The organism is Corallococcus sp. CA041A (assembly GCF_003612075.1).
Classification (GTDB): Bacteria; Myxococcota; Myxococcia; order Myxococcales; family Myxococcaceae; genus Corallococcus; species Corallococcus exiguus.
On sequence record NZ_RAWF01000222.1, the window covers coordinates 1 to 16,696 of the forward strand.

Annotated in this window: 14 protein-coding genes and 2 pseudogenes; 8 read left to right on the forward strand and 8 right to left on the reverse strand. The window is 71.5% G+C overall.

The genetic code is table 11. The annotated features are described in order from the left end of the window. From D7V77_RS45050 to D7V77_RS31235, 3 genes and pseudogenes are all read right to left on the reverse strand, one after another. Positions 1 to 201: pseudogene (locus D7V77_RS45050) on the reverse strand (hypothetical protein); the annotation flags it as partial. Between the two features lie 104 nt (positions 202 to 305). Continuing rightward, positions 306 to 1,466: a molybdopterin-synthase adenylyltransferase MoeB gene (gene moeB / locus D7V77_RS31230; protein ID WP_120579937.1), complete on the reverse strand. Its 1,161-nt coding sequence runs from the start codon at positions 1,464 to 1,466 to the stop codon at positions 306 to 308. A 13-nt stretch (positions 1,467 to 1,479) separates the two neighbouring features. Continuing rightward, positions 1,480 to 2,784 (reverse strand): thymidine phosphorylase, encoded by a 1,305-nt coding sequence (locus D7V77_RS31235; protein WP_120579938.1) that lies wholly within the window; start codon positions 2,782 to 2,784, stop codon positions 1,480 to 1,482. A gap of 91 nt (positions 2,785 to 2,875) precedes the next feature. Between D7V77_RS31235 and D7V77_RS31240 the strand changes: the two genes are divergently transcribed. The 5 genes from D7V77_RS31240 (at position 2,876) to D7V77_RS31260 (ending at position 9,253) form a co-directional block, all read left to right on the forward strand. Then, positions 2,876 to 4,069 (forward strand): BMP family protein, encoded by a 1,194-nt coding sequence (locus D7V77_RS31240; RefSeq protein WP_120579951.1) that lies wholly within the window; start codon positions 2,876 to 2,878, stop codon positions 4,067 to 4,069. A gap of 38 nt (positions 4,070 to 4,107) precedes the next feature. Then, positions 4,108 to 5,673: an ABC transporter ATP-binding protein gene (locus D7V77_RS31245; RefSeq protein WP_120579939.1), complete on the forward strand. Its 1,566-nt coding sequence runs from the start codon at positions 4,108 to 4,110 to the stop codon at positions 5,671 to 5,673. After that, positions 5,666 to 6,799: an ABC transporter permease gene (locus tag D7V77_RS31250; protein ID WP_120579940.1), complete on the forward strand. Its 1,134-nt coding sequence runs from the start codon at positions 5,666 to 5,668 to the stop codon at positions 6,797 to 6,799. The genes D7V77_RS31245 and D7V77_RS31250 overlap by 8 nt, the downstream gene beginning before the upstream one ends. Beyond that, positions 6,792 to 7,721 carry an ABC transporter permease gene (locus D7V77_RS31255; protein WP_120579941.1) on the forward strand — a complete coding sequence of 310 codons (930 nt, stop codon included), beginning with the start codon at positions 6,792 to 6,794 and terminating at the stop codon, positions 7,719 to 7,721. The genes D7V77_RS31250 and D7V77_RS31255 overlap by 8 nt, the downstream gene beginning before the upstream one ends. Before the next feature lie 353 nt (positions 7,722 to 8,074). Continuing rightward, complete coding sequence (locus D7V77_RS31260) at positions 8,075 to 9,253, forward strand: sensor histidine kinase (protein ID WP_120579942.1); 1,179 nt, start codon at positions 8,075 to 8,077, stop codon at positions 9,251 to 9,253. A gap of 55 nt (positions 9,254 to 9,308) precedes the next feature. Here the strand turns inward: D7V77_RS31260 and D7V77_RS31265 are convergent, their stop codons facing one another. From D7V77_RS31265 to deoC, 4 genes are all read right to left on the reverse strand, one after another. Beyond that, positions 9,309 to 9,947, reverse strand: coding sequence for a hypothetical protein (locus D7V77_RS31265; RefSeq protein WP_180946162.1), 639 nt, complete (start codon positions 9,945 to 9,947; stop codon positions 9,309 to 9,311). 74 nt (positions 9,948 to 10,021) lie between these two features. Beyond that, entirely contained in the window at positions 10,022 to 11,749 is a 1,728-nt protein-coding gene (locus tag D7V77_RS31270) for a phospho-sugar mutase (protein ID WP_120579944.1), read from the reverse strand. A gap of 31 nt (positions 11,750 to 11,780) precedes the next feature. Then, the gene (locus tag D7V77_RS31275; RefSeq protein ID WP_120579945.1) at positions 11,781 to 12,176 is read right to left on the reverse strand and encodes a TraR/DksA family transcriptional regulator; all 396 of its coding nucleotides are present in this window, start codon (positions 12,174 to 12,176) and stop codon (positions 11,781 to 11,783) included. Positions 12,177 to 12,195: 19 nt separating this feature from the next. Beyond that, on the reverse strand, positions 12,196 to 13,056 hold the full coding sequence (gene deoC / locus D7V77_RS31280) for a deoxyribose-phosphate aldolase (RefSeq protein WP_120579946.1): 861 nt from the start codon (positions 13,054 to 13,056) through the stop codon (positions 12,196 to 12,198). Between the two features lie 113 nt (positions 13,057 to 13,169). On the opposite strand from deoC, the gene D7V77_RS31285 reads away from it, so the two are divergent. From D7V77_RS31285 to D7V77_RS31295, 3 genes are read left to right on the forward strand one after another with little or no spacing between them, the layout of a single operon-like run. Beyond that, positions 13,170 to 14,411, forward strand: coding sequence for a ComEC/Rec2 family competence protein (locus tag D7V77_RS31285; RefSeq protein ID WP_120579947.1), 1,242 nt, complete (start codon positions 13,170 to 13,172; stop codon positions 14,409 to 14,411). After that, positions 14,408 to 15,787, forward strand: coding sequence for a ComEC/Rec2 family competence protein (locus D7V77_RS31290; protein WP_120579948.1), 1,380 nt, complete (start codon positions 14,408 to 14,410; stop codon positions 15,785 to 15,787). The genes D7V77_RS31285 and D7V77_RS31290 overlap by 4 nt, the downstream gene beginning before the upstream one ends. Then, positions 15,784 to 16,044: a DUF3006 domain-containing protein gene (locus tag D7V77_RS31295; RefSeq protein WP_120579949.1), complete on the forward strand. Its 261-nt coding sequence runs from the start codon at positions 15,784 to 15,786 to the stop codon at positions 16,042 to 16,044. Before D7V77_RS31290 ends, D7V77_RS31295 begins: the two co-directional genes overlap by 4 nt. 105 nt (positions 16,045 to 16,149) lie before the next feature. Here the strand turns inward: D7V77_RS31295 and D7V77_RS43915 are convergent. After that, positions 16,150 to 16,696 (reverse strand): annotated as a pseudogene (locus D7V77_RS43915) (hypothetical protein); the annotation flags it as partial.

The window sequence follows — 16,696 nt, forward strand, 5'->3', positions numbered from 1 at the left end:
AAGAGACAGGCCCAGGGACAGATCCCCTGCGCGGTCCAGGAAGGCATCCGCCCCCTCCCGCCGGACCTTCAGACGCATGGGGACACGGGGCGAATCGCGCCGGTCCTCTCCTGCCCTGGAGTCCTGGTTCTCGTTCTGCTCGGACATCGCCGTCGTCTCCCTGCCGCTGCCGCTCTCGTATCCGACCCGGGTCGCGTTCAACCACCGCCCCCGGGTCCAGGCCGGCGCATCATACGCGGGCCCGTCTACCCAGTTGCTCCTGAAAATGCATCCCCCCAGGGGCTCAGGCGCCGCTCAGGCGCCGCTCAGGCCCCCGTGGCGCAGAACTGCTCGTAATCGATGAGCTCCACCTTCGCCCCCGGCGCGCACACGGGGCACTCCGGGTCACGGCGCAACTTGAGCTCCTGGAAGCGGGTGCCCAGCGAGTCGAAGGTGAGCAGCCGCCCCACCAGCGACTCCCCCACCCCGAGCAGGAGCTTGAGGGCCTCCGTGGCCTGGAGCATCCCGATGAGCCCCGGCAGCACGCCCAGCACGCCGGCTTCCGCGCACGACGGCGCCAGCTCAGGCGGGGGCGGCGCGGGGTAGAGGCAACGGTAGCAGGGCCCCTGGCCGGGGAGGAAGGTGGTCACCTGCCCCTCGAAGCGGAACACGGAGCCGTGGATGTTGGGCTTGCCCATCAGCACGCACGCGTCGTTGAGCAGGTAGCGCGTGGGGAAGTTGTCCCCGCCGTCCAGCACCAGGTCGAAGTCCGCGAGGACGCGCTCCACGTTGGCGGTGGTGAGCCGCTCCTGGAACGGCACCACCTTCACGTCCGGGTTGAGCGCCTCGATGGCGGCCTTCGCGCTCTGGACCTTGGGCTGCCCCCGGCGCTCCAGGGTGTGCAGCACCTGACGCTGGAGGTTGCTCAGGTCCACCACGTCCGCGTCCACCACGCCCAGCGTGCCCACGCCCGCTGCGGCCAGGTACAGCGCCGCCGGTGAGCCCAGCCCGCCCGCGCCCAGCAACAGGACCTTCGACTTGAGCAGCCGCGCCTGTCCCTCCTCCCCTACCTCCGGGAGGATGAGGTGGCGGCGGTAGCGCTCCTTCTGCTCGGCGGAGAGGACGACGGGCTTCTCCACCGGGAGGGCCGCGTCGCTCCAGCGGTTGTAGCCACCCGCGAGCGAGGACACGCGCGTGTAGCCCATCTCCCGCAGCGTGCGGGCCGCGAGCGCGGACCGGGTGCCACCCGCGCAGTAGAGGACCAGCTCCTCGTCGCGGGCCGCCTTCTCCTCGATGCGCAGCTCCAGGTAGCCCCGGGGGATGTGCACCGCGCCTGGGAGCCGGCCGCCCGCGTATTCGTCGGCCTCGCGCACGTCCACGAGCTTCACCTTCGCGCCCGAGCCCAGGAGCTGGTGGACGTGCTCGTGGGAGACCTCGCGGATCTCCTTCTTCACTTCCGACAGCAGGTCGCGGAACGTGGAGGCCATGGGGATTGCGTAACTACTCCAGACGCTCCAGCACCAGCGGGCGGGCCGCGGGCGCCCGGTCGCCGAACTGGTAGGCCGCGAGCAGCCGCGCCTTCACGCCCTCCACCGGACCGGCGTCGTTGTAGTGCACCTGCACCAGGGGCTCGCCCTGCTTCACCGTGTCGCCCACCTTCTTGAGCAGCGTGAAGCCCACGGCCGGGTCGATCTTGCTGTCCACCCGCTGCCGCCCCGCGCCCAACGCCACCGCCGCCAGACCCACGCCTTCCGTGTGGATGCCGGTGACGAAGCCGTCGCGCGGCGCCACCACGTCCGTCGTGGCCTTCGCCGTGGGCAGCAGCGAGTAGTCGTCGATGGAGCGCGGGTCACCGCCCTGCGACTGGACGATTTCCTTGAGCTTCTTGATGGCGCTGCCGTCCTCCACGGAGCGGCGCAGCATCCCGCGCGCCTCTTCCACCGTGGCGGCCTTCTTGCCCAGCACCAGCATCTCCGCCGTCAGGGCGTAGGTGATTTCGGTGTAGTCGTCGGGCGCCTCGCCACGGAGCATGTCCACGGCCTCGCGGACCTCCAGGGCGTTGCCCACCTGGCGGCCCAGGGGCTGATCCATGTCCGTGAGCAGGGCCACGACCTTGCGGTTCATCTCCGCGCCCAGGCCAATCATGGTGCGGGCCAGCACGCGCGCGTCGTCCGCCGTCTTCATGAAGGCGCCGCTGCCCACCTTCACGTCGAGCACCAGCGCGTCGATGCCCTCCGCCAGCTTCTTGCTCATGATGGACGACGCGATGAGCGGGATGCAGTCCACCGTCGCCGTCACGTCGCGCAGCGCGTAGAGCTTCTTGTCCGCGGGGGCCACCTGGGCCGTCTGGCCGATGAGGCAGCACCCCACCTCGCGCACCAGCCGGCGGTAGTCCGCGGTGGACAGGTTCACGTTGAAGCCGGGGATGGACTCCAGCTTGTCCAGGGTGCCGCCGGTGTGGCCCAGGCCACGTCCGGAAATCATGGGCACGGGGACGCCGCAGGCCGCCGCCAGGGGCGCCAGGCTCAGGGACACCTTGTCGCCCACGCCACCCGTGGAGTGCTTGTCCACCTTGATGGCCGGCGTGTCGGAGAGGTCCAGCACCTCACCGGAGTGGAGCATGGCGCGGGCCCACGCCCCCAGCTCCCTGGAGTCCAGCCCCTTGAAGAAGATGGCCATGCACATGGCGGCCATCTGGTAGTCGGCCACGGTGCCGGCGGTGTACGCCTGGATGAACGCCTGGATGTCGGACGGGTCCAGCTTGCCGCCGTCGCGCTTGGCCTTGATGAGCTCGTAGGGTTGCACGGGGCAAGGCCATAGCAGGAAGTCCCCTCCCCATGCACCCCTCGCGGGAAGGGAAAGCCCCGGCGGCATCTGGTAGATAGCGGGCCCCATGATGCTCCGCCGACTCCACGTGCTCGCCCTGGCCGCGCTCCTGTGCGCCTGTTCCAAGAAGTCCGAGGACGCCCCCAAGGCCCCCTCCCAGACTTCCACCGCCACGAAGCCCCCCGAGGGAAAGCCCGTCGTCGTAGGGCTCGTCATCGACGTGGGCGGCCGGGGTGATCACTCGTTCAACGACGCGTCCCTGCGCGGCCTGGAGCTGTGGGCCGCCGGCAAGAAGTACGAGGGCGGCAAGTACGTGGACGCCCCCGCTGGCGAAGTGCGTCAGTCCATCTCCTCCGACCTCGCGGCGCTCGCACCGGAAGTGAAGGCGCTGCCGGTGCAGCCGCTGGTGCTCCAGAGCAAGGCGCAGGAGGACTACGCCCCCAACCTCCAGCTGCTCGTGGAACAGGGCGCGAAGCTGACCATCGGCAACGGGTACCTGCTGGCCAACGCGGTGCGCGACGTGGCCACGGAGAACCCGGACGCGAAGTTCCTGCTCATCGACAGCCAGCTGATGGACGCGCAGGGCAAGCCCAAGTCGCTGCCCAACGTGCGCACGGTGCTGTTCAAGGAGCAGGAGGGCAGCTTCCTGGTGGGCGCGCTGGCGGGGCTCGTCACGAAGACGAACAAGGTGGGCTTCGTGGGCGGCATCGAGGTGCCCCTCATCAAGCGCTTCGACGTGGGCTACCGCGCGGGCGTGCGCACCACGAACGCGAAGGCGGCGGACGCGCTGATGGCCGTGTACACGGGCAGCTTCAACAGCGTGTCCGCGGGCAAGGAAGTGGCGCAGGACCTCATCGCCAAGGGCGCGGACGTCATCTTCCACGCGGCGGGCACGGACGGCCTGGGCGTCATCCAGGCGGTGAAGGAGGCGCGCGCGGCGGGCAAGACGGTGTTCGCCATCGGCGTGGACTCGGATCAGTCGCACCTGGCGCCGGACGCCATCCTCACGTCCATGGTGAAGCACAGCGACCTGGCCGTGTACCAGGCGGCGAAGGAGCTGGTGGACGGCAAGCTGACGGCGGGTGAGCAGGTGCTGGGCCTCAAGGAGAACGGCGTGGGCATGGCGGACGTGCGCGTGGAGTTCCCGGGCAAGGCGGAGGCGCTCCAGAAGGTGGAGGAGCTGCGGCAGCGGATCCTCGCCGGGAAGATTGTCGTGCCGGGCACCCAGGCGGAGCTGTCCTCCTTCCAGGTCGCGCAGCCCTGATCTCCCTCCAGCACATCGCGAAGCGCTTCGGGTCGTGCGTGTCCCTGGAGGACGCGTCGCTGGACATCGTCCCGGGGGAGCTGCTCGCCGTGGTGGGCGAGAACGGCGCGGGCAAGTCCAGCCTGATGAACGTGCTGTACGGGCTCTACCACCCGGACGCGGGCACGTTCCTGATGGACGGCAAGCCGGTGCGCTTCAAGAGCCCGCGCGATGCCATCGCGAAGGGCATCGGCATGGTGCACCAGCACTTCATGCTCGTGCCCACGCTGACGGTGGCGGAGAACGTGGTGCTGGGCCGAGAGCCCACGAAGCGCGGCCTGCTGGACCTGGACCGCGCCTGTGACGAGGTGGCGGCCACCGCGAAGCGCTTCGGCTTCCAGCTGGATCCGCGGGCCCGCGTGGACACGCTCACGGTGGGCTCGCAGCAGAAGGTCGAAATCGTCAAGGCGCTGCACCGGGGCGCGCAGGTGCTCATCCTGGACGAGCCCACCGCCGTGCTCACGCCGCAGGAGTCCGACGAGCTGTCGCAGGTGATGCGCGGGCTGGTGGCGCAGGGCCGCACGGTGGTGCTCATCAGCCACAAGCTGAAGGAAGTGCTGGGCGTGGCGGACCGCGTGGCGGTGATGCGCCGGGGCCGCACCGTGGCGGAGGTGCGCGCCAGCGAGACCACCGTCTCCGCGCTGGCCGCGCTGATGGTGGGCGAGGGTTCCAAGGGTGCCGCCATGACCGGCGTGCCCGCGACGGCGGTCGCGACCAGCGGCCTTTCGGGCACCGGAACGACGGGGGTGGCGGAGGCGCGACCTCCCGCGCCCGTTGAACCTGACGCGCTCACGGATTCGGCGGGCCCGGTCATGCTCGAAGCGAAGGACCTGCGGGCCACGGGCGACAACGGCCGTCCGGCGCTCCAGGGCGTGAGCCTCACCGTGCGCGCGGGAGAAATCGTCGGCATCGCTGGGGTGGACGGCAACGGACAGCGCGAGCTGGCGGAGGTGCTCACGGGCCTGCGCAAGCTGGACGGCGGCGAAGGCACGCTGCTCGGCGGTCCGCTCGCGGGGCTGACCCCGGCGCTGGCGAAGGCGCGCGGCGTGGGCCACGTCCCCGAGGACCGCCTGGCCCGCGCGGTGGTGAAGGCGATGACGGTGGAGGAGAACGTGGCCCTGGGCCGGCACCGCCAGCCGCCGTTCGCGCGCGGGCCGTGGGTGGACTTCAAGGGCCGCCGCGAGCGCACGAACCAGCTGCTGACCGCCTACGACGTGCGCCCGAACGACCCGGTGGTGGCGCTCCAGGCGCTGTCCGGCGGCAATCAGCAGAAGGTCGTGGTGGCGCGCGAGCTGGACGCGGATCCGAAGCTGCTCGTCGTCGTGCAGCCCACGCGCGGTCTGGACATCGGCGCGGTGGCGCAGGTGCATGAACGCCTTCGTGACGCGAAGGCGCGGGGTGCGGGAGTGGTGATGGTGTCGCTGGACCTGGAGGAGGTGCTGTCCCTGTCCGACCGCGTCTACGTCCTCTACGAAGGCCGCGTGACGGGGCACTTCCCGCGCAAGGACCTGGACGAGCGCGAGCTGGGCCGCCGCATGCTGGGCGCGGAGGGAAGCCATGGGTGAGCGGACGCGGCAGGTGCTGCCGTCGGTGCTCTCCGTGCTGCTGGCGCTCGCGGTGTGCTGGTTCCTCATCGCCATCACGCGCGACGTGGACACCGCCACGCGCGCCTATCTCCAGATGCTCTGGGGCGGCGTGGGCAACTGGCCCGCGTTCCTGGACGGCGGCAGTGCCACCACCGTGCTGCGCCCCCTGGGCGAGGCCGCGATGAAGGCCGCGCTGCTCACCCTCACCGGCCTGTCCGTGGCGGTGGCCTTCAAGGTGGGCCTGTTCAACATCGGCGCGCAGGGACAGATGATCTGGGGCGCGCTGGCCGCGGCGCTCGTGGGCGCGCACGTGTCGCTGCCCGGCCTGCTCCACGTCCCGCTGGCCCTCATCGCGGCGGCGCTGGCGGGCGCGGCGTGGGCGAGCATTGCCGGCGTGCTGAAGCTCAAGCGCGGCGTGCACGAGGTCATCTCCACCATCATGCTCAACTGGGTGGCGGTGAGCCTGGTGGACAACTGGCTCGTCATCGGCCCGCTGCGCGCCGTGGCGGAGGGCGCGTCGTCCATCACCGGCACCGCCGAAATCCTCCCCTCCGCGCAGCTGCCCCGGCTGCTGGGGGACAGCTCGCGCCTCAACCTGGGCTTCCCGCTGGCGCTCGCCGCTGCGTTCGGCGTCTGGGTGTGGCTGACCCGCTCGCGCTCCGGCTACGAGACGCGCGCCGTGGGCCTCACCCCGGAAGCGGCCCGCGCAGCCGGCATCCCCACGCTGTGGCGCGCGGGCGGGGCCATGGCGCTCGCGGGCGCGCTGGCGGGCCTGGCGGGCGCGGTGCTGGTGCTGGGCACGGAGGGCCGCTATCCGGGCTCGCTGGGCGCCCCGTACGGCTTCGACGGCATCGCCATCGCGCTCATCGGCAACAACCACCCGCTGGGCGCGGCGCTGTCCGCGGCCGTCTTCGGCGTGCTGCGCGCGGGCGGCACGCGCATGCAGCTGCTCGGCGTGCACAAGAGCTTCCCGGAGCTCATCCAGGGCTTCGCGCTGCTCTTCGTCGCGGGCCGCATGGTGTGGCTCGCCCTGCTGGCGCGGCGCCAGAAGCGCGCGCAGGCCCAGGGCCCGGCCCAGGCCGGAGTGGAGGTGCCCCGTGTTTGAGGTGCTCCACTCGCTCCTCTTCTCCACCCTGGACGCGGCCCCCGCCCTGGTGTTCGCCGCGCTGGGCGCCATGCTCTCCGAGCGCGCGGGCGTGGTGAGCGTGGGCGTCGAGGGCATGATGCGCACTGGCGCCTTCTGCGCGGCCGTGGCGGCGCTCGTGATGCCCACGCCGCTCGCGGTGGGGGTGGGCATGGCCGCGGGCGCGGGCATCGCCGCGGTGCATGGCTTCCTCAGCATCCGCTGGCGGTCGGATCAGGTCGTCTCCGGCATGGCCCTCAACCTGGTGGCCATGGCCGGCGGCACCTACCTGCTGGAGTCGTTCTTCGGCCCCAACGGCACGCCCTCCATCACCCAGCTGTCGCGCTGGAACATCCCGGGCCTGTCCCAGGTCCCGCTGCTGGGCGCGCTGTCCGGCCACGCGGCGCCCACGTACCTGGCGCTCACCCTGCCCTTCGTCTTCCACCTGCTCCTGTCGCGCACGCCGCTGGGCCTGCGCCTGCGCGCCGTGGGCGACAAGCCGCACGCGGTGGCCACGCTGGGCCTGTCCGTGCCCGCCCTGCGCTGGGGCGCGGTGCTGGGCGGCGGGATGATGGCGGGCCTGGGCGGCGCGGTGCTGTCCACCACCGTCCTGGACCGCTTCGAACAGCACACGCCCTCCGGCCTGGGCTTCATGGCCCTGGCCGCCATGGTCTTCGGCCGCTGGACGCCGGTGGGCGCCTTCGCCGCCGCGCTCTTCTTCGCCGCCGGCAACGCGTTGAGAATCGGACTGGCCTCCAGCGCTCCCTGGCTCCTCGACCTGGTTCCCCAGGGCTTCCTGCTCGCCCTGCCCTACCTGTTGACCCTCCTCGTCCTCGCGCTCCAGGGCCAGCGGGGCCACGCCCCCGCCGCGCTGGGCACCCCGTTCGAGCAGGAATCCCGCTGACCATTTTGAGAGGGAACGGGTAATTCGCGACCCGGGTCGGGATTCACTTTTGGTCAGGTTCGACCTGCCAAATCTGAAGCGCTCACCTGCCCTGATGCGTCAGGTCATCCTTCAGCGGGCCGCCAACCCCCTGACCTTATTGGATCACGCTTTTCCGTCTTTCCAGTGTGGGCTGATCTGCCGTTGGGTGGACGTCCGGCATGCCGCTGGCATGGGAGTGCGACCATGTCGGATTGCGTAGCGGATAGCGAGCAGGCGCAGGATCCAGGCCTGAGCGTTTCCGGGACGCGGTCCCCCGGGTTCGGGGCAGCGCCTGCGGGCGTTGGCCGGTCCGGTTTCCAGGCTGGGGTGGCATGAACATGCAGACGACGGGAACAGGCTCGACGTCACCCCAGCGCCCGCGGGTCATCGCGGTCGACGTGGAATCCGGCGGAATCGAGCGGGTGCGCTCCATCCTGACTCCGGCGGGCTACGACGTGCTGCCCGCGCGCGGGACGACGGCCGCGCTGGAGGCGGTGTCGCGCCACTCCGCGGACTTGGTGCTGCTGGACGTGGAGCGGGCCCGCACGGTGGGCCTGGCCGCGTACCGGCGCCTTCGCGAGGAACTCTCCCCGCCGCAGTTCCCCATCCTCATGCTCACGCCTTCCGCGGACCGCCAGACGCGCCGCGAGGTGATGGAGGCAGGTGTGGACGACTTGCTGACCACCGAACCGCTGGACCCGCTGGAGCTGAAGGTGCGCGTCCACACGCTGCTGGAGCTCAAGGCGCACCGCGAGCAGGGCGGCCTCCAGGAAGTGCTCCAGGACCCGCGCACGCGCTGGGTTCGGATGGAGCGCCTGGCGCGCGTGGGCACGCTGGCCGCCGACCTGGCCACGCAGATGGACCAGCTGGGCGTGGGCCTGCAGCGGGCGCTGGAGCATGTGCGCGCCCGCGCCGCCCAGGGGCTGCCGCCGGACTCGGAGGAGCTGCTCAAGCTGGGCGTGGCGGGTGAGCAGATGCGCCTGCACGGCCAGCACCTGCTGTCCCTGGGCCCCTCGGGCCCCAAGGACATCCAGCGCTTCGACCTGCGGGAGGTGGTGCCGGAGGTGGTGTCGCGCCTGCGCGCCGCCGGGCGCCTGGGCCGCGCGGACGTGCGCGCGGTGCTGCCGGAGGACCCCATCGCCGTCGTGTTCAACCGCCGTCAGGTGGAGCAGGTGGTGACGGAGCTGGTCTGCAACGCGGTGGACGCCGTGGAGGACGTGAAGGACCGGCCGCGCGTGGTGCAGGTGGGCGTGGAGCTGCCGGACATGTTCGGCGAGTTCGGCCCCCAGCTCTTCGTGAAGGACACCGGCATCGGCATCTTCGAGGACGAGATGCAGGCCATCTTCTCGCCGTACTACACGACCAAGGCCCCGGAGAAGAGCGTGGGCCTGGGCCTCACGGTGGCGCGCACCCTGGTGGAGAGCATGGGCGGCAAGCTGACCGTGAAGAGCCGCGTCAACCTGGGCAGCACCTTCACGGTGGAGCTGCCCGAGCAGACGTCGTCCTGGTAACCGCTCGAAGCCACCACACGGGCGGGGAAGCACGTCCCCGCCCGCGTGACGCCGGCTAGAAGCGGTAGGCCACGCCCGCCAGCGCTTCCATCGTGAAGTAGCTGTCGTCGAAGCGCGGGACGATGGAGGGCCCCAGCCGCAGGTTGAAGTTCACGTTGAGGTTGTTGTTCACGTAGTACTCCAGGCCGCCTCCGAAGAGGATGGGGATGACCGGCCCGATGCCCTCGCCGAAGTAGACGTTGAACGGCACGTCGATGCCGGCGTTGATCATCAGCGCGCTGCCCACCGGGATGCCCACCACGAACGCCACCGGCAGCGCCATGCCGAACATCGTGTTCCCTCGGGGGAAGTAGACGAACGGCCCCGGCTGGAAGGTGATGCCGAAGGCCACCTTGTCCGTCCGGGCGATCATCACGCGCAGCCAGCCCTGGAGCTTGAGGCCCGCGTCGGACGCGTCCACCAGGCCCTCACGGCCCCAGTTGAAGCTGAACTTGCCGCCGATATCGACGTTGTCCGAGCCGCCGTGCAGCAGGCCCAGCGACAAGCCCGGGTAGCCAATCTGCGCGCTGAACACGTTGCGGCCGGAGCCGACGGTCTCCGCCGCCAGCAGGGACCAGCCCTGACCGCGAGCCATCGCGGTGCCGGGGACGGCCAGGAGCACGGCCAGGAGGAAACCAGGAATCAAGCGCTTCACGAGGTTCCTTTCAGCAAAGGGCCACGGCACGGGAGCCACGACCCTGTGGGTTGAGTTGAAGGGTGATTCAGGACTCAGGCCGGCTGGCCGCGCTCGCGCGCCAGCGCCAGGAAGGCGTCGATGAGGGCGGACAGCTTCGCTTCCGCGCGCTGGCGGGCCTGGGGGAGCGGCTCGCCGGGGGCGGGCGTCTCCTTGTGCTCGAAGTAGTATTTGATCTTCGGCTCGGTGCCGGAGGGGCGCAGGGTGACGCGTCCGCCGCCCTCCAGCACGAAGGCGACGACGTTGGACGGAGGCAGGCCGCCCTCGCCCTTCTCGTAGTCGCGCACGCTGCTCACCGGGGTGCCGCCGATGTTCGCGGGCGGCGACGCGCGGAAGGCCTGCATGATGGCTCGGATGGTCTGCGCACCGGCGGCGCCCGGGAGCGTCACGTTGCGCTGGGCGCCCACATGCAGGCCGAAGCGGCGCTGGATCTCCTCCAGGTAGCCCAGGACGGTGGTGCCGCGCGCCTGGCACCAGGCGGCCATGTCCGCGACGACCAGGGCCGCGCCCACGCCGTCCTTGTCGCGCGTGGCGGTGCCCACGGTGTAGCCGAGCGCCTCCTCGTAGCCGAAGACGAACTGCGTGCCTTCCTTCGCCGTGCGCTCCAGCGCGCGGTTGGCGATCCACTTGAAGCCGGTGAGGACCTCGTCGTACGCGGCGTCCAGCCCGCGCGCGATTTCGCCCAGCTGCGTGGAGGACACGATGGTGGTGACGACGTGCGGGCGCGCGCGCTTCGTCCCCTGCGTGAGGACGTAGTGGCCCAGGAGCACGCCCACCTCGTTGCCGGTGAGCAGGCGCAGCTTCCCGGAGGCATCCCGCGCCATCACCGCCAGCCGGTCCGCGTCCGGGTCGTTGGCCAGCACCACGTCCGCCTTCACGCGCTCCGCGGTGGCGATGGACAGGTCCATGGCGCCCGGCTCTTCGGGGTTCGGGAAGCGCACGGTGGGGAAGCGGCCGTCGGGCTGCTGCTGCTCGGCCACCGGCGTGACGCGCGGGAAGCCCGCCTCCTTGAGCGCCAGCGCCGCCCACGCGCCGCCCACCCCGTGCATGGCGGTGTAGACGAGGGACAGCGTGTCGCTGCCCTTGCGGTACAGGCGCAGGTCCAGGATGGCGCGCAGGTACGCGTGGCCCACGTCCTCCGGCAGGTCGCGCCACAGTCCCTTCGCGCGCCCTTGCGCGGGCGTGAGCAGGGGGACTTCATTGGCGGGCTCCACCTTCGCGATGGCGTCCGCGATGCCCACGTCCTGCGGCGGGACGATTTGCGCGCCGTTGCCCCAGTAGACCTTGTAGCCGTTGTACTCGGGCGGGTTGTGGCTGGCGGTCACCATCACCGCGGCGGCGGCGTTGAGGTGCAGCACGGCGAACGCGGTGACGGGCGTGGGCACCGGCTCCGGGAAGACGTGCGCGGGGATGCCCTCCGCGATGAACACGGCGGCGGTGTCCTCCGCCAGCTCCTTGCTCAAGCGGCGAGCGTCACGGCCCACCACCACGCCGCGCGTGGTGACGTCCGGCACGGTGGCCTTGAGGTAGCGCGCCAGGCCCGCGGTGGTGCGGCGCACGACGGCGCGGTTCATCCGGTTGGGTCCGGCGCCCAGCACGCCGCGCAGGCCGGCCGTGCCGAACTCCAGGTCCTGCGCGAAGCGGTCCGCCAGGTCCGCCCAGTCCGACTTCGCGAGCACATTGGCCAGCTCCGCCTGGGTCTCCGGATCCGGATCCGCCTTGCGCCAGGCCTCCGCCCGCTCCCTGAGTCCGGTCGTGTCCATCGCGCGTTGCCTCGTGGTTGAAGAGGGGCGTTCAGCCCTTGTAATCGGTGAGGTGCTTGCGGCGCACCGGCCCCTTGGGGCCATCCTTGTTGTTCTGACACGCGACGCAGAACTCCGCGTAGGGCATGGCCTTCAACCGGCCCATGGGAATCTCGTCGCCGCACTCCTCGCAGTCGCCGAAGGAGTCCGGGTCCTCGCGCAGCTTGCCCAGGGCCTTCACCACGCGCGCCAGCGTGCCGTCGGTGTTGCGGTTCCGGCTGGAGGCGATGGCCTGCATCATCTCGTTGAGGGGCTGCTCATCCTCGTCGCCGCCCACGCGCGCCTCGTCGGTGCGGTTGGGCTCGATGCGCATGGGCGTCTTCCCGGTCAGCTCCGCGTGGAGCGCGAGCAACTGCTGCAGGAAGTCCTCTCGCTGCTTCGGGGTCACGGTGCGTGCTCCGGCAAGGTCAGTACTGCGCGGTGGAGATCTGCCCGGTGACGATGGCCACGGACGCGGAAGCACCCAGGCGGTTGGCGCCCGCGCGGATGAGCTTCACGGCGTCCTCGGCGGAGCGCACGCCGCCGGAGGCCTTCACGCCCACGTCGTCGCCCACCACCGCGCGCATCAGCTCGATGTCCTTCACCGTGGCGCCGCCGGGCCCGAAGCCGGTGGACGTCTTCACGAACGCGGCGCCCGCGGCCTTGGACAGCGCGCACGCGACGACCTTCTCCTCGTCCGTGAGGTGGCCCGTCTCCAGGATGACCTTCACGGGGATGGGGTGGCTGGCCTCCACCACCGCGGCGATGTCCTGGTGCACGCGCTGGTAGTCGTGCGCCTTGAGCGCGCCCAGGTTGAGCACCATGTCGATTTCACGGGCCCCCGCGCGGATGGCCTCACGCGCCTCGAAGGCCTTCGCGGACGACAGCGCGGCCCCCAGGGGGAAGCCCACCACGGCGATGGGCACGGAGTTCGAACCGGCCAGCACGCGCGCGGCGGTGGCCACGTGGCAGCTGTTCACGCACACGGTGGCGAAGCCGTACTGGCGGGCCTCCTCGGCCACGCGCACCACGTCCTCGGCGCGCGCTTCCGGCTTGAGCAGCGTGTGGTCGATGTACGGGGCCAGCTCCGAGGCCTTCACGAGGGTGGCCGGGTCCACGCGCGCGGTGGCGGTCTTCACGCCGGGCGGGCGCGGGGGCTCCGGGTTCAGGATGGCGGCGGGCGCGGGCGGTACCGCCTCCTGCTGGACCTTCCAGGCATGCAGACGATGACGGGCCTGGTCGACCAGCTCTTCCAGGACGGTGAAGAAGGCTTCGGCGTCGGACGGCATGCCGCGCCCCTTAGCCCACTCCCGGCCCTCGGGGAAGCGCTCGCGGGAGGTGGGAGTGCCCGATCAACGCACGGGGTGCCGCGAAGGGGAGCGGGGCTGTAGAGTTCCATCCCGTGAAGGTCTTCGCGCGGCTGCTCGCACTCCTTGTCCTCTTCCTCGCGGCGGTGCCGGGCCACGCGGCGGCTCCGGCCTCCGCGGCCCTGCCCTCCCCTGCCCCGGGCCGGCTCTCGGTCTACTTCCTCGACGTGGGCCAGGGGGACGCGGCGCTCATCGTGTCGCCCACGGGCAAGACGGTGCTCATCGACGGAGGGCCTCCAGAGGCCGGCACGCGGCTGGCGGCGCGGCTGCGCGAGCTGGTGAAGGGCCCGTTGGACCTGGTCATCCTCACCCACCCGCACCTGGACCACCTGGGCGGGCTGCGCGCGGCGGTGAAGGCGGTGGGCGCCAGGCGCTTCATGGACCCCGGCTTCGACCACCCGAGCGAGGCGTACCGCGACCTGCTGGACTTCGTGGGCCGCGAGGTGGGCCAGGTGATGAGCCCTGAGCCCAACGCCAACTCGCCCCAGACGCTGCTCACCGTGGGCCTGGGCGAAGGCGTGGCGCTCACCGTGCTCTGGCCGCGCGTGCCCCAGGAGCCGTTCCTCGCGAACACGCGCTCGGACCCGAACGCGAACTCCATCGTCACCAAGCTCACCTATGGGAAGACGGCGTTCCTCTTCACGGGTGACTCGGAGCCGCCCACGGAGGAGGTGCTGCTGCAGAAGCCCGTGGACCTCACCGCCACGGTGCTGAAGGTGGCGCATCACGGCGGAAAGCACTCCTCCACCGCGGCCTTCCTGGAGCGCGTGAAACCGCAAGCGGCGGTCATCTCCTGCGGCGTGGGCAACGACTACGGCCACCCGAGCCCGGAGGTCCTGGGCCGCCTGGGCGACGTGCGCGCCCGCGCCTTCCGCACCGACCAGGACGGCGAGGTGATGGCGGTGAGCGACGGCACGACCGTGACGCTGCGCTCGACGAAGGGCTCCGCCGGGGCCACCAGCCTGTCCGGCACGCTGCAGGCGGGGAGCCCGGTGGCGCTCGGCCCCATCGAACCCACGCCGCACGGCCGCTCCAGCCGCTCCACGGCGAAGGAACCGGAGCCCGGCGCGTCCCGGACGCGGAAGCCGGTGGAGCCCACTGCGCCCACGGGCACGTCCGAAGTCACGGGCGAGCGCTACGTGTCGCTCAAGGGCAGCAAGGTGTTCCACAGCGAGAACTGCAAGACCCTGAAGCGCTCGAAGAACGAGCGCACCGTCTACCCCAGCCGCGCCGACGCCCTGCGTGAGCGCCGCCCCGCCGAGGATTGTCATCCATGAAGGCCCGCATCGCGCTGGGAGTGGGGCTGCTGCTCGCCTCCCTGGCCTGTCAGCAGCAGCCGTCCGCGCCACCCGCGCAGAAGCCCCCGGAGAAGTCGCGCTACTTCGGCGGCGCGCCGGACGGGAAGCTCCACGTGTACTTCTTCGACGTGGGCGCGGGGGATGCCGCGCTCATCGTCACGCCGCGAGGCAACACGGTGCTGGTGGACTCCGGCCCCGCGTCCGCCGAGTCGCACCTGGTGAACCGGCTGCCGGAGCTGCTGCGCCGCGAGCTGGACCTGGTGGTCCTCACCCAGCCGGATCCCAAGCACCACGGCGCGCTGGAGGCGGTGCTCAAGCGCGTGGGCGCGCGGCGGCTGATGGAACCCCAGCTGCCGGACACGTCGAAGGCCTACGACGCGCTGCTGACGGCGGTGGGCTCGCGAGGGGTCCAGATTCTGTCGCCCGCGCCGCCGTCGTCCGCGCCCAAGGAGCTGGTCCGCCTGACGCTGGAGGACGGGGTGAACCTCACGGTGCTCTGGCCCCGGGCGCCCGCGGAGCCGCTCTTGAAGGAGGCCCCGGACGCGGAGGGCCGCAACGCGGCGAACTCCATCATGCTGCGCCTGACGTACGCCGACACGTCGGTCGTCTTCGCGGGCGGCGCGCGGGGAGAGACGGAGGCCCGGCTGCTGGAGCGCGGGCTCTTGTCCTCCGCCACGCTGCTGAAGGTCGCCTCGCCCGGCGTGGAGGGGGCGAACTCGCAGGCGTACCTGGAGGAGGTGCGGCCACAGGCGGCGGTGATCAGCGGGGATGACAGCCAGGGGAAGAACCCGAAGGTGAAGGAGCTCCTCGCGCGGCTGCGCGGCGTGGATGCGCGGGCCTTCCGCACGGACGTGAACGGAGAGGTGCACGCGGTGAGCGACGGCAAGCAGTTCGAGCTGTCGCTCCAGCGTCCGACTCCGGGCGAGCCCGGCGGCACGCGGCGCGTCTTCCCGGGGTTGGATCCGCGCCCGGCGCTGGTGCGGACGGCGAAGCCCGCGCCCGTGGTGAAGCCCACGCCCACCGAACCGCCCGCCATCCGGACGGAGCCCGCGCGTGTCGCCGAGACCCCGCGTGACAGCAAGACCCGCGTCAGCAACGTGACGGACGTGGATGACCTGCCCATCGCGCGCAAGGGCACTCGGACGGAGACGACCCCTCCCAAGGCGGTGCGCTCGTCCACCAGCACGTCCACGTCCATGACGGGCAACTACATGGCGAGCAAGAACAAGCGCATCTTCCACAAGTCCACCTGCCGGAGCGTGAGGCTCATCAACGATGAGAACCTGCTCACGTGGAGCACGCGTGACGCGGCATTGAAGTCGGGCCGAAAGCCCGCCGGAGACTGCGACCCGTGACGAAGAAGACGAAGCCCCGGTCCAGGGCCACGGTGGACCGCATCGAGGACGACGTCGCCGTGCTGGTGGTGGACGGCCAGCAGGTGACCCGCGCGTTGGACACCCTGCCCTCCGGCGTGCGCGAAGGAGACGTCGTGGACCTGGAGACGGGGACGGTGGACGCAGAAGCCACCGAATCCCTGCGCGCCGACGTCCGCGCCGCGAGGGAACAGGCGATGCGAGGCAAGAAGCCGCCCACAGGCGACTTCGACCTCTGAGCCGAAGCGTCCTGCTCGACATGCCGGAGTACCCGGCCGGAGCAGGACGTGGCGGGAGGGCCTGCCCACCGCGTCACGCGGAAGCAGGCCCACCCCACACGTGGACTACGGCGTGGAACCTTCCGCCGGAGCCGTGGCCTCACCCTCCGCCGGGGTGCCCTGCGAAGGCGCCGAGGGTTCGGCGGCGGCCGGAGGAGGCGCCACGGGTTCGGCGGCGCCCGGAGCGGGAGCGGCCTGACGCGGAGCCGGAGCGGGCGGAGGCGCCTTGCCGGTCACCTTGTTGACCATGTCCGCGAGGGCGGGAGGCAGCATGCCCGCCGCGGACAGGCCGAACAGCGCCACCGCCGGCAGGACGATGAGCAGCACCAGCACCAGCGCCACCACCTTCAGCGGGCTGCCACGGCGGGCAGGAACCACCGGACGCTTGCGCGCGGCCTTCGAGTCCTGCGCCTGGCGCGCGTCCTCTTCCTCCTCCTCGTCGTTGCGAGGGTCTTCGCGCGTCTCGTCCTGGCCGGGGTCCTCTTCGTCCGAACCGTCGCCCCGGTTGCCGGGCAGGTCCAGGTCGGAGAACAGCTCGTTGAGGGGCGCGCCGCTCGCCGCGGGGGCATCCTCCACGGGCGCAGCCACCGCGCGGCGCGGGGCGGGCGTGGGC

What these genes read in the sequence shown, in the direction of transcription:
- deoC (WP_120579946.1), bottom strand. Translation starts at nt 13,056, where the DNA reads ATGCCGTCCGACGCCGAAGCCTTCTTCACCGTCCTGGAAGAGCTGGTC.
- D7V77_RS31250 (WP_120579940.1), top strand. Translation starts at nt 5,666, where the DNA reads ATGGGTGAGCGGACGCGGCAGGTGCTGCCGTCGGTGCTCTCCGTGCTG.
- D7V77_RS31290 (WP_120579948.1), top strand. Translation starts at nt 14,408, where the DNA reads ATGAAGGCCCGCATCGCGCTGGGAGTGGGGCTGCTGCTCGCCTCCCTG.
- D7V77_RS31240 (WP_120579951.1), top strand. Translation starts at nt 2,876, where the DNA reads ATGCTCCGCCGACTCCACGTGCTCGCCCTGGCCGCGCTCCTGTGCGCC.
- D7V77_RS31270 (WP_120579944.1), bottom strand. Translation starts at nt 11,749, where the DNA reads ATGGACACGACCGGACTCAGGGAGCGGGCGGAGGCCTGGCGCAAGGCG.
- moeB (WP_120579937.1), bottom strand. Translation starts at nt 1,466, where the DNA reads ATGGCCTCCACGTTCCGCGACCTGCTGTCGGAAGTGAAGAAGGAGATC.
- D7V77_RS31260 (WP_120579942.1), top strand. Translation starts at nt 8,075, where the DNA reads ATGAACATGCAGACGACGGGAACAGGCTCGACGTCACCCCAGCGCCCG.